The following is a 15,034-nucleotide window of genomic DNA, read 5'->3' as shown; positions in this document are numbered from 1 at the left end:
CCCTCAACTCACAGACGGTAAAAGAAATCAAAAATGTTCTTATCCATGAAGAAATACAACGCGCCCATTGCCAGCCAGCTTAAAACGATAATCCAGAACAACATGGGATTTTTCTTCAGCTCGACCCGTTCAACAAAGTAAGCTTCTTTGGAGCGGAAATTCTCCCAACTCCAAAACACACAGAACATTCCCCAGACGAAAAACAGGTTGTACTTGAGGGCGATCACCGCCATCAGTAAAGCCAAAATGGTTTTCCATCGCTCGGGAATAAAACGCTGCATAAAGCCTCTCACAAGTCACACATTCAGCGGTGTTCTGCTTCAGTACGAGTAGCTTACTAAGCTAAGGGTTAACTTTTGGTTACCAGATGAGAACCGCTTCACGAATCATTTGGCTGCTCTCGCATAGGTCAGCCGAGCGATATAGTCTGATAACCTAGCTTTAAATACAGGGATTTGAGATGACACTTCCTCCAGCGCTAAAACATGGCTCACTCACCAAGTTTCGAGATGACCTCTATTGGATACAAGGGTGCGTAAAACTCAAAGCACCTCACCCTAAGTTCGGCCCGCTTACGATGCAGTTCAGCCGCAATATGACCATCATTCGTGACAATGATGAACTGACACTGGTGAACTCTGTCCGACTGGATGAACAGACACTGAAAGAGCTGGAAACCTTAGGCGAGGTTAAGCACGTTGTCAGACTGGCGGCATTTCACGGAATGGATGACCCTTTTTACCAACAGCGTTACGGTGCCACTATGTGGTCGGTGGATGCGCCCTACTTTCATGGCGTTAATCCGAACCAAGCTGACAGTCGTTACTTCACTCCTGACGAAATTCTCTCTGCGGATCATCTGCCTCCGCTAAAAGGGCTACGCTATTTCGAAATCAGTTCAGGAAGACTCAACGAAGGCTTGTTGTGGATAGATAAAGAGCAAGGTATTGCTATCTCAGGCGACAGCCTGCAAAACTGGGCGGAACCGGATGCATTCTTCAACTTTACCGCCAAGTTTATGATGAAGAAAATGGGGTTCTTTGCCCATGCGGGAATTGGGCCGGGCTGGATGCAAGCGGTAAAACCGGACTTAACGGAACTCAATGAATTTTTCGATTGGTCGTTTGAAGCGCTTCTTCCTTCACACGGAGAGCCCATAAAGGCCGGGGCCAGCGAGGCCTATCGCGCCAGTGTGAAGAAACTGATTGAAAAATAGAAACGGGAACTAGAATTCCTGATTCATTTTGCTCAGACATTCTAAAAGCACCTCAGACTGTTCATCGCTGATATGTCTGGTCAGATCCTTGACTAACGCTAGGTGGAGCTGGTTGTGATGCTGATAAATTTCATCGCCAGCTTCCGTCAATTTGACGACAATCGCGCGGCGATCTTCAGGGTGATCACAACGCTCAATCAGGTTGGCTTTTACCAGTTTTTCAATCTGTACCGTCAAGGTGCCCGTGGTAATCCCCAGCTTTTGCGCCAACTCTTTCATCCGCAGTGCACCAAAACTCCCCAGCACTTCAATAGTATGAATTTGTGCCAGTGAGTAACCCGTTTCTTTGACGACAGACTGCTCCCATGAGGACATTTTGTCGTAGAACTCGGTCAGTGTTTGGTTAAGTAACTCTAGGTTGCGCATAGTTTCGCTGGATGAACTTCAAGGGTCAGGTGATGAATCTTATCAAACTTCGCTAGCAATTGTTTATAGTCTGATAAGGATTTGTCCTCCAAGGACTCAATCGCAATCGCCGCCGAATAATGATCACTGCTGATTTTCCACATATGGAAGTCTTTTACCAAAGCGAGGCCCGCCAGCTCAGACTCAATTTTTTCTCGGTAATCCGGCTCAACGCTTTCATCAAGTAACACAGGGCTGGTCTGGTGAATCAAACCAAGCGTCCATTTACCAATGACGATGGCACCAACAATACCCATGATCGCATCGAGCCAGTTCCAACCGTAGAATTTACCCATAAACAGCGCAACAATGGCCAATACGGAAGTGAGGGCATCCGCCAACACATGCATGTAAGCGGCTCTTAAATTGTGATCATGATGATGTTCATGCTCACCGTGATGATGGTGGTGATGACCGTGATCATGATGATGTCCATGAAGCAATAGCATACTGACCACATTCACAATCAACCCTATCACCGCAACCATAATGGCTTCGTTAAACTGAATCGCTTGCGGGTTAAACAGTCGGTGTACAGACTCTACCACCATGAGCAATGCGACAATACCAAGGGCAATGGCGCTGGTATATCCGCCAAGCACGCTGACTTTACCTGTACCGAACGAGAATCGATCGTTGCCGGCATTTTTCTTCGCATAACGATAGGCAAACAGAGTGATACAAAATGCCGCAGCGTGAGTTCCCATATGCCAGCCGTCAGCCAGCAATGCCATCGAGCCGTAAACCGTACCTGCAACAATTTCAGCCACCATAGTCGCCAATGTCAGCAGTAGCACGTAAAACGTTCTCTTCTCGCCTTCCTGATTATGTGAAGAAAAATCGTGATGATGTTCGGTGGCAAATTTCAAAACTGAACCTTTAGTTTGATTATCAAATTATTTGAAAGTTAATTTAGTTTGACTGTCAAACAAAGTCAACCTTAAAAAGTGCGCCAGACCACTCTCTCACTTATATGAACGGTAACGTACAGCCAAATAAAACAAAAACACCGCCACTGATGCGATTGAACGTGCCACCATGATTATGAAGAAAGCTCTGCATATGGTGCGCGAGCAGTACATAGCCATACTCAACCGCAAATTCCACCACGGCAAAAGTGACCGCTAAAACAAGGATTTGTGGCGCCAATGGCTGTGCTGGGTCAATGAACTGGGGCAAAAACGCAACGTAGAACAACAGAACTTTAGGGTTGGCTACGGCTGTAAAGAAACCGCGTCGAAACAGGCCTTTACTCGCTTGAACATCATTCTCTTCACCTTCACTTTTCGTCAGCGTGCGTGTTTTCACCAGCCCAATGCCCAACCAAATCAAATACAGCGCACCTGCAACCTTCAAACCATTAATGACAGCGGGAGAGAGTATGGCTAAAGCGCCGACACCAATGCTGGCAATCAATATCAGCCCGAAAAATCCGGTAATACCGCCAAGCACTGTGTACTTAGCAGCGCGGCGACCGTAATTTACCCCGTGAGTCAGGGCGAGAATGCCATTCGGGCCGGGGGCTAAGCTCACCCCAATCACTGCTACCAGATAGACAAGCCACATCTCAAATTGCATTACATTCTCCCATTCATTGTTCACTTGATAGCCTGACGATAGCGTCAATCTTGTATTGTGACTTGGTAAAATTTGGACGTAATACGTGAAAATATTACGTGGTCGTTTATAGTGGTAGGAAGATTGCTTAGCGGAATACACTCATGATCACCACTCCGAAAGTTCGATTTTTAATCTTGCCCTGCGAAAGCTTTTCCCTGCTGGCATTAGGAGGGTTTATCGACAAACTGCGCTTTACCGCAGACGAAGCCGATCTGAGTGAACAGAAACTGTGTTCGTGGACAGTGGTAGGCCATGAGCATCGTCAGCTTGCCAGCTGTGGCATTCATATCGAAATCGATCACCTGATCGATGACATAGAGCTTCAACATTTTGATTATTTAGTTTTGTTTGGCTCACGCACCGCCAGACAAGCTCATCAGTGTGCCTCCCTGTATGCGAGTTGGTTGCGAAAAGCCGCCGCTCACAACATGCCGTTGGTTGCGATTGATAACGCAACCTTTACCCTTGCCGAGCTTGGCTTACTTGAAGGGTACGAAGCAACGATCCACTGGCGCCACGAGCAAGAGTTTCGTGACCTGTACCCTAAGATACAGGTGCATTCAGACCGATTATTCAGTTTTGATCGCAAGCGAATTACCTGTAGCGGTGGCAGTGCCAGTGTCGATCTGGCGGCAGAGATCCTCTCGCTTCACTTTGACAAATCTCGTGCGCTGAAAGGCCTAGCAGACATGCTGATTGATGAGAGCCGAGAACCATTCCACCAGCTCCGTTCAGACAAAGATGAGCAATATCATCACCCCATTCTTAACCGAGCTATCCGAACCATGCGCCAGCAACTGGATAGGAAGCAGACCATTGAACAGATAGCCGATTCCGTAGGCCTGAGTCGACGCCAGTTGGATCGCCTATTTGAGGCCCAAACTCAGCAGAGCGCGCATCAGTACTGGCTTGAAATGAAGCTTCAGTATGTCTACTGGCGACTGCTCAACTCCAGCACACCACTGACCACAATCGCCGATGAAGTCGCGATCTGCGATACCAGTTATCTGAGCAAACTGATAACAAAACGCTTCGGCGACTCACCGAGTCACATCCGCTCAGGTAGACAAAATAACGCCCTGGGACAAATCAGGGCGTACAGGGAAAGTTAGAGGCGCAAAGTTCACCGTTAAAACTCGTCACTGACCTCATAAGAATCCTGCAAAGTATGGAATCGTATTATTCGGTAATTCCGCGAATTCGGGCATTGCGCCTGCGTAACATTTCCAATGTCAGCAACAGCATAACGGACATCAAAATAAGCAAGCTGGCAACGGCCAGAATGGTTGGGCTAATTTGTTCTCGGATACCTGACCACATCTGACGAGGAACGGTTCTTTGTTCAACACCAGTGATAAACAGCGCCACCACCACTTCATCAAACGAGGTTCCAAACGCAAACAGGCCGCCGGAAATCATTCCTGGGCGAATCAGAGGGAACGTGACATGGCGAAAGGTATAAACCGGACTCGCGCCCAAGCTGTAAGCGGCTCTCACCAGTGAATGATCAAACCCACTAAGTGTGGCGGTCACGGTAATCACCACGAAAGGTGTCCCAAGTGCCGCGTGAGCAAGGACGATTCCGATAAAGGTTTGAGATAAGTCGAGCCGAGTGTAAAAGAAGTACATTGCGGCAGCGGAAATAATCACTGGGACAATCATCGGCGAAATCAAAAATGCCATGATGGTATTGCGAAACGGAACATTGTTAGCTGCCAGTCCCATCGCAGCCAAAGTACCGAGCACGGTCGCGACCAAAGTGGCGCAAACGGCTATCAAGGTACTGTTCTTCAGCGCCGACAGCCACTGGCTATTGGTGAACATATCCGCATACCAACGAACCGAATACGCGTCTGGATCGAGATTGAGCATGCCTTCCGTAAAAGTGAAGTAAGGCGTCGCGTTAAACGATAACGGCACAATGATCAAAATAGGCGCAATCAAGAACAAGAAGACGAGTGTGCAAAACAGCAAGTGACCCCAATAGCCGATGCGCTCGGTTTTGCTGCAATATACAGGTAACGCCATGATCAACCTCCAACCTTAATGTTATTGATGCCAACCACACGGTTAAACAGATAGAACAGTGCTAGAACCACAGCAAGCAGCAAGCCTCCCAACGCCGCCGCCATGCCCCAGTTCAACGAGGTTTGCATATGGTAAGCAATCATATTGGAAATCATCTGCCCACTGCGTCCGCCGACCAGAGCAGGAGTAATGTAGAAGCCAATCGACAGAATAAATGTCAGTAACGCGCCAGCCCCAACGCCGGGCATCGTCAGTGGCATATACACTTTGACAAAGGCTTTAGCGGGCGTCGCTCCCAGAGATCGCGCGGCGCGAAAGTAGCTCGGGCTGATGCCTTTCATCACGCTATACAGTGGCAAAATCATAAACGGAAGCAGAATGTGCACCATTGCCACAATAGTGCCAAAGGTATTGTGGATCATGGCAAGGCGTTCAGTTGCAATGCCCGACCATAACAAGAGATCGTTAATCACACCTTGATTTTGCAGTAACACAATCCACGACGTCGTCCTCACCAATAGTGAGGTCCAGAAAGGCAATAGCACCACAATCAACAGCAAATTGGCCTGCTTGTCAGGGAGATTCGCCAGCAGGTAAGCCACCGGATACGCCATAACCAAACAGATAATGGTGATCGCCAGTGACATGCCGAAGGTTTTGGTAAACAGATCGACGTAAACCTGTCGAGTCTCTGGTTGCTGAACGACCTGACCTTGCTCATCAAAACGCAGGTCCAGCGCCGCCAGATAATAGCTTAGGGTGTAAGGCTGGCTAAGGTTCTTTATCACCGCCCAGTATTGCGGTTTTGCCCAGCGTCTATCCAGTTTGGCCACTTCTTGAGCTGATTGAGGAAGGCTTTCCATCTTGCTCAGCTTACGGCCGGATTTCATCAGCAGGCTACGCATCCCAGACACTTCGATGTTCATCCGATTCGCCAGTTTGGGCAATGATTTATCCTGATATCGCACCAACAGCTCGCTCAAAAAGGTTTGCTGAATTTCAAGAGGAGGCAACTGCTGATAATCCCAACTCTCCATCGCCTCCACGGTTTGAGGAAAGGCTTTCGGGATGGCGTGATTATCGACGCTGCGATACAACATTTCGACGATAGGAAAAGCAAACGTCACGCAGATAAAACAGACCAAAGGAAGAATGAGTAAAAGGGAGCGGATCTGTTTATGGCGTTCAGCGCGTTTTAGCTGGGATCTAAGATCATTGTTTGAGCGCGAGAGCTTTCTCTGCAATGCGAGTACCGAGCCCAAACCTGTCAGTTCGCGACTCATGCGGCTTCTCCTTCCACTCTCAGCGGCTCTTGACCATCAAGCGCATGGCAATCGTGACTGTGCCAACCCAGCTGGCAAGTTTGTCCGGGGGTAAAACTGCGGGCATGACGGCTATCGTTAGGCACCTTTACAATCAGCTCACCCATCTCATCCACATCGATGACTAATCGGTAATGATCGCCATGATAAATCAGCTCGCGCAGCAGGCCTGAGACATGGTTGTCGCATTCTGTTTGTTTGGGTTCGACCATGATCTTTTCAGGACGAATCGACAAGGTTGTTTGCTGATACACTGTCGATACTTTCACCGCTTTTGCGTGTATCCGGTGGTCCCCGACCTCCACTTGGCAAATATCCCCTTGAAGCGATATCACTTGCCCTGTTATCTGATTATTCTCACCAATAAACTGAGCCACGAACGCATTGCTGGGAGCTTCATAAAGCTCAGATGGTGATGCTAACTGCTGGACAGCACCCTGATTGAATACGGCTATCCTATCCGACATCGTCAGCGCCTCATCCTGATCATGAGTTACATACAGCACAGTAATGCCAAGTTTCTCATGCAAGCGTTTGATCTCTAACTGCATTTGCTCCCGAAGCTGTTTGTCCAATGCCCCCAGAGGCTCATCCATCAGCACCAACTTAGGTTCAAACACCAATGCTCGCGCTAAGGCCACACGCTGCTGCTGACCACCAGACAGTTGCTTGGGATAGCGGGTCGCAACGTGTTCCAGTTCCACCATTTGTAAAGCGGTAGCCACTTTTTGCTCAATCTCTTCTTCACTCATATGGCGAACCTTGAGCGGAAAAGCGAGATTCTCTGCGATGGTCATATGGGGAAACAAAGCGTAATTCTGAAACACCATGCCAATGTCCCGCTTGTGCGGCGCAAGGTTGTTCACGGGTGTGCCATCAATATAGATTTCACCACGTGTCGCGGTTTCAAACCCAGCTAACATCATCAAACAAGTTGTTTTGCCTGAGCCTGATGGACCAAGCATGGTGACAAACTCACCGGGTTTTATCGACAGGTTGAAGTCTTTAACCACCAGATTCTCGCCATCATAGGTTTTCTGGACATGCTGAAAACTGACGTATTCCTTTTGCGCAGTCATGATTTATCCCTTTGGTTGCTGTAAACGCGAAAGCAATCCAGCTAAGTAAAGGGTTTAACATCTTCATAAGCCGCTTACGTAACTGGATTAAAAGGGCGGTTTATACCGCCCAATTTAGAGTTAGAGTTGGTATTTAGTCAGGTCCGGGCGCGTAGCAATGGCATGCTCAACCATAGCGATCACTTTGGCGCGCTCTTCTCCTTTTAGATTCTGTCGAGGTGCTCGAACCTGCTCGGATCCGCGGCCGCAAACCTGTTCAGCCAATTTAATGCACTGAACCAGAGTCGGAATCGTATCCAGACGCAACAACGGCAGGAACCAACGGTAGATTTCCAACGCTTCCGCGTAACGCCCTTGGCTGGCTAACTTATAGATCGCTACTGACTCTTCTGGGAATGCGTTTGTTAGACCAGAGATCCAACCGGTAGCGCCCAGCATCAACGACTCTAGTGCAATGTCATCTACACCACTGAACACTGTGAATCGGTCATCAAATCGATTGTAGAGCTCGGTAATGCGGCGGGTGTCTGTCGTTGACTCTTTTACCGCAACAATGCTGTCGTACTCTGCAAGTTTCTCCATCAAATCTAGGTTAACGTCAACGCCATAAGAGACCGGGTTGTTGTAGATCATGATGGGCATTTCCGGAGTCGCTTGCGCTAAAGTGGAATAGTAATCGACCGTTTCACTGTCTGAAGTACGGTACACCATGGCAGGCATCACCATACAACCGTCGATTCCTATCTTTTGTGCATCCTGCATGTAATCAATTGATGCCGATGTAATCGACTCCGCAGTGCCCGCAATCAGGGACACTCGACCTGCAACCACTTCGTGTGCTGCTGCAAGCACCTGACGTTTTTCATCTGGGTACAGCGCACAGTTCTCACCCACGGTTCCAAGGCAGATAATGCCATTGACACCATCATTAATCTGATTGTCGATCACCGTTTGTGTCGCATCTAAATCAATGCTCTGATCTTTGCGAAACTGAGTACTTACTGCCGGGTATACACCTTTCCAATCTACGTTCATCAATAACCTTCCACTTGTATATTGTATGCAATTTAAAATAGCGGCCGAAACCACGTGATGAGTAGTCATGCCACTCAGAGTTAAAAAACCTGTTTCTGCGTTAAAACAAACTTCACAGCAGCCAAATCCGCCAGCGCACTGCCCACGGATTTATAGAGTGTGATTTGCTGTGAGTCTTCGCGGCCAACATGGCGCCCACTGCACAGTTCAGGCAGTTCCGCACTTATCTGTTGCTCACTGAAGACACCTTCTTCAATAGGGATCAATAGGTCGCCGGCTTCCGCTAGTACGTTGATTCTGCTGTCGACAAACACTGTGGAGCGAGTGACGATTTGCGTATCACACTCTCGTTTGTCTTTGTCGTGGTTGCCAATCAGATCGATGTGTGTGCCAGCTCGGACATTGCTTCCATTAAACAGAGGCTGACTAGCGCCTGTTACACACGTCACCATGTCCACTTCACTCAGCGCTTGATCAACGGAGTCAACCACTTCAACACTAAAACGTTTTGATTCAGGCAGCGCCTGATATTCACTAGCGGATAAGATCTCATCCATCGTTTGACGAGCTTTTGCTTCATCGCGCCCCCAAACCAATACCTTGCTCAAAGGCCGTACCGCTGCGTATGCCCACGCCATGTATGGGGCGAGATTTCCAGTGCCGCAAATCAGCAGCCTGCTTGCATCCTGTCTGGCCAGATAATCCGCCGCGAGCGCTGATGCCGCCGCTGTGCGCCAGAAGGTCAACACTTTGCCATCGAGTAGCGCAAGCGGCTCACCGTTAGTGCGATCAAAGGCGAGAATTTTCGACGCCAGAGTGTCTTTGCCTTGCTCAGCATTGTTAGGGAAATACGTGAACGCTTTAACGGTGATCAGCGACTCGTTCCATGCAGGAAGCAGAGCAAAAGCGTCATAACTACCGTCTTCAAGCGGCATCACTCGACGCTGCGGAATGGTTGCCTGCTCAGTGTAAGTTTGGCGCATCGATTCGATAAGTCCTCGCATCGAAAGACAATTGACGATTTGCTGCGCGTCGATATTAATCATAGATCCTCCAGAAATGGTCAGAGGCCACAGCCTCTGACCTGCACGTTAGTTAAGTAGCCAAGTATTGAACTCTTCGTTGAGTTCATCGGCATAGTCAGACCACCACTCATCATCGATCAAAAAGGCCGTTTTAAAGTTGTTTGGTGCGGTTGGTAGACTGGCTAATATCTCCGGGCTGATCTGCGCAGAGGATGACTTGCGGGTTGGGCCATAAGCGACGTACTTCGCTTGATCGGCCAATGGTTTAGTCCCGGAAGAAAACTTAATGAAATCTAGGGCTTGTTGGGTATTCGGGCTGCCTTTTGGAATCGCCCAACCATTCATGTAACCAAGTTGATGATCCCAGATGATTTTGAACGGCTGCCCTTCTTCCTCTGTCGCACTATGGATACGACCATTAAACGCTGACGCCATGATCACTTCTTTATCAGCCAACATCTGAGGCGGTTGTGCGCCTGTCGTCCACCAAACCACGTAAGGCTTGATGCTATCAAGTTTGGCAAATGCGCGGTGTCGGCCTTCGCGTGTCTCCAGCATCTGGTACACATTTTCTGGCTTTACACCATCGGCAATCAGTGCCCACTCTAAATTGCCCTGTGGCATTTTTTGTAACGCACGTCGACCTGGGTATTTTTGCAAATCGAAAAGATCCACTAGCTTGGTAGGCGCCGACTTACCTTTGAATGCATCTTCGTTAATGGTGAGCACCGTAGATACGACGATGGTATTCACTGCGCACTCATGGATTGCACCGGGAATAAAATCCTCTTGCGCTGGAGTACCATCTGCGCCCGCTGGCAAAATGCTTGGATCAAAGGGTTCGAGTAACCCTTCCGCACAGCCGCGAACGATATCGGGTTTATCCAAAGACACCAGATCCCAACGAACGTTATCCGCTTCTACTTGGGCTTTGATTTCCGCCAAGCCGCCACTGAAGTCTTCGGACACCAGTTCGACCCCAGTTTTCTCAATGTATGGCTTGTGATAGGCCTCCACCTGACTCTTTGTAAACGCGCCTCCCCATGAAACGATCGTCAACTTATCCCCCGCCACGGCAGAACCAGCCGTACCTAACAGCGTTGTGGCTATCAATAAAGCCAGTGGTGTAAATGTCTTGCTTGACATGATGTTGTGCTCCTTTGTTGTTGTCTTATCGGGTTTAACCCGAATTTTTCAGACGCCTGAATACCGCTGTTAGGCACCAAATTCACATTAACTTTTCATTAACATAATACGACAGTATATTTTATACAATATTAAATTTTAAAATTTTTTAGCCAAATCGATTTAGGCAGAATGGCGCTAAATTTATATGTGGTTGCTCGCCACGATGAAGTTGAACAATTAAATCTGCAGTCACCGCCGCTTGAGTCAACCCCAGATGTTGATGACCAAAAGCAAACAGCATTTTTCCGTTTTTCAGGCTATCAATCACAGGTAACGAATCCGGTAATGAAGGTCGATTTCCCATCCAAGATGACCCTGTATTTTCCAGATTACATTCTGGGTTTAAGCACCGATTTCGCAAGATTTTTTAGCATGGTTGCGCGGCGCATATTGGCTGGTGAATTCAGGTCAGCATACTCGACAGTGCCCGCTAATCTCAACCCATTCTGCATGGGCGTCATGATGAATTTTCTGTCTGCTGAGCTCACCGGAAACGGCAGAGTTTTCGCCAGATCTGGCATCATTAGATGATAGCCGCGCTCCGCTTGTAGTGGCACTTTTATTCCCGTCATTTGCTTAACCAAGGAAGCGGATTCTGCCCCTGTGGCAACAATGACCTTATCAAAACTCTGCGAACGTTCCTGAACAGTGACGACCATTTTCTCGTCCTTTTCTTGGATGTTTTCGACCTCCCCTTTGCTCCACTCCCCCGATAATCCTTGAAAGTAAGACTTAAGCTCAACGCACATATCATAAGGGCTCAAGCTATGTGAGGTTTTTGGAAAGAACACACCGTGATTCACCGAGTGAGAAAGTTTAGGCACTTTTTCTCGTACCATATTTCTATCCCAAACCTGATAACTCACTCCTTGCTCATCCATGGCATTCAAAGTGGATTGGTAAGCCGAAAATAGCTGAGAGTCTTCGAAAACAAGTAGTGAGCCTTCATCCACGATCAGATGACTCAGCCCAATTTCTTCTAACAAGCGTTGCCAACTTTCCATCGCCGAATGATTAAGTTCAGTCAATGCTTGAGTCGCATGTTCAGTGGCTGATTTTCTCGCTTTCATCAGAAAGCGAATCATCCATGGCAGCGTTTTGTGGATGTCTTGAAAACGGATAGAAACCGGGCTTGATGGGCTCAATAACATCTTAGGAAGTTGCGGGATAAGTGCCGGTGTTGCTAATGGGAAAATTTGCTCCGTTGCGAAGTGGCCAGCGTTGCCTTTGGAGCATCCTTCTCCCGCATTGTCTTTTTCAATAATCGTGACTTTCTCGCCATTCATTTGCAGCTTGAGCGCAATACAAAGTCCAATAATACCACCACCAATGACCGCAATTTTTTGCGCTTGTGAGGAATTTTTGTTCACCATTTATTTTGCTCCTTATCACGTTTCAAAAAAGAAATTGTATAAAATATACTTAACATCACGATAACATCCCTCCAAAGCAGTTCAACCAATTTCGTATCCAAGGAGCGAGAAATGAGACAAGGAACCTTCTTCTGCATTGATGCACACACCTGTGGTAACCCAGTGCGTCTGGTTGCAGGTGGCGTACCGCCACTGCAGGGCGAAACAATGAGTGAGAAAAGGCAATTCTTCCTAAAACATTATGATTGGATCCGCCAATCTTTAATGTTTGAGCCGCGTGGTCACGCCATGATGTCTGGTTCTGTTGTCCTGCCACCTTGTAGCGAAAACGCTGATGCTTCGATCTTGTTTATCGAAACCAGTGGCTGCCTGCCCATGTGTGGGCACGGCACGATCGGTACAGTCACCTCAGCATTAGAACAAAAATTGATTACTCCACGAGAAGAAGGCCGACTGATCCTTGACGTTCCAGCAGGTCAGATAGAAGTGCACTATCAACGCGATGGCGAAAAGATCACTTCTGTGAAGATCTTCAATGTGCCTGCCTATCTTGCTCATCAAGATGTCACCGTCGATGTGGAAGGTCTTGGCGAGATCACCGTTGACGTCTCTTATGGCGGTAATTACTACGTTATCGTTGATCCTCAGGAAAACTATCTGGGGCTGGAGCATTACACCTCAGACGAAATCCTGATGTTTAGCCCTCGGGTACGTAAAGCCGTATCCGATGCCGTTGAATGCACCCATCCTGACGATCCAACAGTATGTGGTGTCTCACACGTACTCTGGACTGGCTCACCAACTCAGCCCCAAGCTACCGCTCGCAACGCTGTCTTCTATGGTGAGAAAGCACTCGATCGTTCCCCTTGTGGCACAGGTACCAGCGCCCGAATGGCACAATGGCACGCTAAAGGAAAACTAAAGCAAGGTGATGATTTTATTCATGAAAGCATCATTGGCAGCCTGTTTACTGGCCGCATCGAAGGCATTACGGAAGTCAATGGGAAAGCAGCCATCTTACCCAGTATTGAAGGCTGGGCGCAGGTTACCGGACACAACACCATCTGGGTGGATGATAACGACCCATATGCATTTGGATTTGAACTTAAATAGCCCAAGATCAACAGGACACAACCATGAATAAAACCAGCACTTTTTCTGCCCTCAATCCTGCAAACGAGCAGGTATTGGAAGGACAATTTCCAGAGCATCAGCAATCTGATGTCGACTTTGCGGCCAATGCCGCGGCTGAGGTGGCTAAATCATTTCGCCAAACCTCCCCAGCGATTCGAGCTCAGCTGTTACACAGTATCGCCGACCAATTGGAGCAAGCCAGAGAAGGTATTGTGGAACGAGCTCATCTTGAATCAGCTCTGCCGCACGCAAGACTTAATGGTGAGCTAAGCCGTACAACTGCGCAGCTTAAGTTGTTCGCCAATGTCGTAGAAAGTGGCTTGTGGCAGGAAGCGATTTTCGACACCGCAGATCCTCAACGTTCGCCACTACCAAAACCGGATATTCGCCGTCAGAACATTGCTCTTGGCCCGGTTGCGGTTTTCGGTGCCTCTAACTTTCCTCTAGCTTTTTCCACGGCCGGCGGGGATAGCGCATCAGCATTGGCAGCGGGTTGTCCAGTGATCGTCAAAGGGCACCCGGCACACCCTGGCACCAGTGAGAAAGTCGCTGAGTGTATTGCCAAAGCATTGAATGAGATGAGTTTGCCTCAAGCGGTATTTACTCTGCTGCAAGGAACCAGCCATGAGTTAGGCCAGTCCGTGGTTTCTCATCCTAAAATCAAGGCGGTCGGTTTTACGGGATCGATTGTTGGCGGACGTGCACTGTATGATATTGCGCAGCAGCGTCCAGAACCGATTCCTTTTTACGGTGAGCTGGGCGCTTCCAACCCTGTTTTCATCCTCCCCCAACGTATGGCGCAGCATAGTCAGTCTTTAGCCGAAGAATATCTGCTGTCGATGAATATGGGCTGCGGTCAGTTCTGTACTAAGCCTGCGGTGGTGTTCATCGTCGATGATAACGCTGGCACACAATTCCTGTCGTCGGTACGCCAAGGGATTCAAAACCAGCCTGGGCAGATCATGCTTACAGAAGGGATCAAACAGGGTTACCTGCAACAAAGTGAGCTGCGATCTCGCGAGCAAGGGCTGACACTCACCCAATCCCAGCCTGAACAAGGTGTACCTGCGTATCTATTTGAAACCACCAGTGAACAGTGGCGACGCAACCCACAATGGCAGGAAGAAATTTTTGGCCCTCAATCCATCATCGTCAAATGTGAAAGCGCCGAAGACATGCTTGAGTTGAGCCAGAATCTGGCCGGAAGCCTGACGACTACCATTCAGGCAGAAGAAGCAGATTATGCACTCGCAGCGAAACTGGTGACTGAGCTTGAAGAAGTCGCTGGTCGCTTAGTGTTTAATGGCTGGCCCACCGGAGTTGAAGTCAGCTATGCCATGGTGCACGGCGGTCCTTACCCAGCTTCAACCATGCCTGCAAGCACATCAGTGGGGGCGGAAGCGATAAAACGCTGGTTGCGTCCGGTCGCTTATCAGTCCATGCCGGACGAGTTATTGCCTCAGGCTCTACAGCAAGCAAACCCACTTAACGTGCGTCGGACTATAGATGGTCAGTAGTCACTGTTCAAAAAGGTACCAGCTGGTACCTT

Annotated in this window: 14 protein-coding genes and 1 pseudogene; 4 read left to right on the top strand and 11 right to left on the bottom strand. The window is 48.6% G+C overall.

Annotated elements, in window-relative coordinates:
* Nucleotides 1–8: 8 nt before the first annotated feature.
* Nucleotides 9–281 carry a hypothetical protein gene (locus VIC_RS12660; protein ID WP_006960277.1) on the bottom strand — a complete coding sequence of 91 codons (273 nt, stop codon included), beginning with the start codon at nt 279–281 and terminating at the stop codon, nt 9–11.
* A gap of 179 nt (nt 282–460) precedes the next feature.
* Here VIC_RS12660 and VIC_RS12655 point away from each other — a divergent pair, with 179 nt between their 5' ends.
* A complete protein-coding gene (locus tag VIC_RS12655) occupies nt 461–1,216 on the top strand; it encodes a hypothetical protein (RefSeq protein WP_006960275.1) in 756 nt (251 codons plus the stop codon).
* A gap of 9 nt (nt 1,217–1,225) precedes the next feature.
* Here the strand turns inward: VIC_RS12655 and VIC_RS12650 are convergent, their stop codons facing one another.
* The 3 genes from VIC_RS12650 to VIC_RS12640 all read right to left on the bottom strand — a co-directional run bounded on the left by VIC_RS12650 (nt 1,226) and on the right by VIC_RS12640 (nt 3,259).
* On the bottom strand, nt 1,226–1,642 hold the full coding sequence (locus VIC_RS12650) for a MarR family winged helix-turn-helix transcriptional regulator (protein WP_006960274.1): 417 nt from the start codon (nt 1,640–1,642) through the stop codon (nt 1,226–1,228).
* Nucleotides 1,630–2,550 (bottom strand): CDF family Co(II)/Ni(II) efflux transporter DmeF, encoded by a 921-nt coding sequence (gene dmeF, locus VIC_RS12645; RefSeq protein WP_006960272.1) that lies wholly within the window; start codon nt 2,548–2,550, stop codon nt 1,630–1,632. The genes VIC_RS12650 and dmeF overlap by 13 nt, the downstream gene beginning before the upstream one ends.
* Before the next feature lie 100 nt (nt 2,551–2,650).
* Nucleotides 2,651–3,259 carry a LysE family translocator gene (locus VIC_RS12640; protein WP_006960269.1) on the bottom strand — a complete coding sequence of 203 codons (609 nt, stop codon included), beginning with the start codon at nt 3,257–3,259 and terminating at the stop codon, nt 2,651–2,653.
* A 143-nt stretch (nt 3,260–3,402) separates the two neighbouring features.
* Between VIC_RS12640 and VIC_RS12635 the strand changes: the two genes are divergently transcribed.
* Entirely contained in the window at nt 3,403–4,413 is a 1,011-nt protein-coding gene (locus VIC_RS12635; RefSeq protein ID WP_006960267.1) for a GlxA family transcriptional regulator, read from the top strand.
* Between the two features lie 67 nt (nt 4,414–4,480).
* On the opposite strand, the gene VIC_RS12630 is transcribed toward VIC_RS12635, so the two are convergent.
* The 7 genes and pseudogenes from VIC_RS12630 to VIC_RS12595 all read right to left on the bottom strand — a co-directional run bounded on the left by VIC_RS12630 (nt 4,481) and on the right by VIC_RS12595 (nt 12,351).
* A complete protein-coding gene (locus VIC_RS12630) occupies nt 4,481–5,329 on the bottom strand; it encodes an ABC transporter permease (RefSeq protein ID WP_006960265.1) in 849 nt (282 codons plus the stop codon).
* A gap of 2 nt (nt 5,330–5,331) precedes the next feature.
* On the bottom strand, nt 5,332–6,612 hold the full coding sequence (locus VIC_RS12625; RefSeq protein ID WP_006960263.1) for an ABC transporter permease: 1,281 nt from the start codon (nt 6,610–6,612) through the stop codon (nt 5,332–5,334).
* Nucleotides 6,609–7,730 (bottom strand): ABC transporter ATP-binding protein, encoded by a 1,122-nt coding sequence (locus tag VIC_RS12620; RefSeq protein ID WP_006960261.1) that lies wholly within the window; start codon nt 7,728–7,730, stop codon nt 6,609–6,611. Before VIC_RS12620 ends, VIC_RS12625 begins: the two co-directional genes overlap by 4 nt.
* A gap of 120 nt (nt 7,731–7,850) precedes the next feature.
* Entirely contained in the window at nt 7,851–8,765 is a 915-nt protein-coding gene (locus VIC_RS12615) for a dihydrodipicolinate synthase family protein (RefSeq protein ID WP_006960260.1), read from the bottom strand.
* A gap of 80 nt (nt 8,766–8,845) precedes the next feature.
* Nucleotides 8,846–9,811, bottom strand: a complete 966-nt coding sequence (gene lhpI, locus VIC_RS12610) for a bifunctional Delta(1)-pyrroline-2-carboxylate/Delta(1)-piperideine-2-carboxylate reductase (protein WP_006960258.1) — start codon at nt 9,809–9,811, stop codon at nt 8,846–8,848.
* A gap of 45 nt (nt 9,812–9,856) precedes the next feature.
* Nucleotides 9,857–10,936, bottom strand: a complete 1,080-nt coding sequence (locus VIC_RS12605) for a polyamine ABC transporter substrate-binding protein (RefSeq protein ID WP_006960256.1) — start codon at nt 10,934–10,936, stop codon at nt 9,857–9,859.
* A 148-nt stretch (nt 10,937–11,084) separates the two neighbouring features.
* A pseudogene (locus tag VIC_RS12595) lies at nt 11,085–12,351 on the bottom strand (NAD(P)/FAD-dependent oxidoreductase).
* 111 nt (nt 12,352–12,462) lie between these two features.
* On the opposite strand from VIC_RS12595, the gene VIC_RS12590 reads away from it, so the two are divergent.
* Both VIC_RS12590 and VIC_RS12585 read left to right on the top strand, forming a co-directional pair.
* On the top strand, nt 12,463–13,464 hold the full coding sequence (locus tag VIC_RS12590) for a 4-hydroxyproline epimerase (RefSeq protein WP_006960253.1): 1,002 nt from the start codon (nt 12,463–12,465) through the stop codon (nt 13,462–13,464).
* Nucleotides 13,465–13,487: 23 nt separating this feature from the next.
* Nucleotides 13,488–15,002 carry an aldehyde dehydrogenase (NADP(+)) gene (locus VIC_RS12585; RefSeq protein WP_006960252.1) on the top strand — a complete coding sequence of 505 codons (1,515 nt, stop codon included), beginning with the start codon at nt 13,488–13,490 and terminating at the stop codon, nt 15,000–15,002.
* The last annotated feature ends 32 nt before the right edge of the window (nt 15,003–15,034 follow it).

It is taken from the genome of Vibrio coralliilyticus ATCC BAA-450, from assembly GCF_000176135.1.
Lineage (GTDB): Bacteria > Pseudomonadota > Gammaproteobacteria > Enterobacterales > Vibrionaceae > Vibrio > Vibrio coralliilyticus.
Note: the sequence above shows the minus strand (reverse complement) of the source record. Positions and strands in the feature narration are given on the sequence as shown.

What these genes read in the sequence shown, in the direction of transcription:
- VIC_RS12605 (WP_006960256.1), bottom strand. Translation starts at nt 10,936, where the DNA reads ATGTCAAGCAAGACATTTACACCACTGGCTTTATTGATAGCCACAACG.
- VIC_RS12640 (WP_006960269.1), bottom strand. Translation starts at nt 3,259, where the DNA reads ATGCAATTTGAGATGTGGCTTGTCTATCTGGTAGCAGTGATTGGGGTG.
- VIC_RS12585 (WP_006960252.1), top strand. Translation starts at nt 13,488, where the DNA reads ATGAATAAAACCAGCACTTTTTCTGCCCTCAATCCTGCAAACGAGCAG.
- VIC_RS12620 (WP_006960261.1), bottom strand. Translation starts at nt 7,730, where the DNA reads ATGACTGCGCAAAAGGAATACGTCAGTTTTCAGCATGTCCAGAAAACC.
- VIC_RS12625 (WP_006960263.1), bottom strand. Translation starts at nt 6,612, where the DNA reads ATGAGTCGCGAACTGACAGGTTTGGGCTCGGTACTCGCATTGCAGAGA.
- lhpI (WP_006960258.1), bottom strand. Translation starts at nt 9,811, where the DNA reads ATGATTAATATCGACGCGCAGCAAATCGTCAATTGTCTTTCGATGCGA.
- VIC_RS12660 (WP_006960277.1), bottom strand. Translation starts at nt 281, where the DNA reads ATGCAGCGTTTTATTCCCGAGCGATGGAAAACCATTTTGGCTTTACTG.
- VIC_RS12635 (WP_006960267.1), top strand. Translation starts at nt 3,403, where the DNA reads ATGATCACCACTCCGAAAGTTCGATTTTTAATCTTGCCCTGCGAAAGC.
- VIC_RS12655 (WP_006960275.1), top strand. Translation starts at nt 461, where the DNA reads ATGACACTTCCTCCAGCGCTAAAACATGGCTCACTCACCAAGTTTCGA.
- VIC_RS12590 (WP_006960253.1), top strand. Translation starts at nt 12,463, where the DNA reads ATGAGACAAGGAACCTTCTTCTGCATTGATGCACACACCTGTGGTAAC.
- VIC_RS12630 (WP_006960265.1), bottom strand. Translation starts at nt 5,329, where the DNA reads ATGGCGTTACCTGTATATTGCAGCAAAACCGAGCGCATCGGCTATTGG.
- VIC_RS12650 (WP_006960274.1), bottom strand. Translation starts at nt 1,642, where the DNA reads ATGCGCAACCTAGAGTTACTTAACCAAACACTGACCGAGTTCTACGAC.
- VIC_RS12615 (WP_006960260.1), bottom strand. Translation starts at nt 8,765, where the DNA reads ATGAACGTAGATTGGAAAGGTGTATACCCGGCAGTAAGTACTCAGTTT.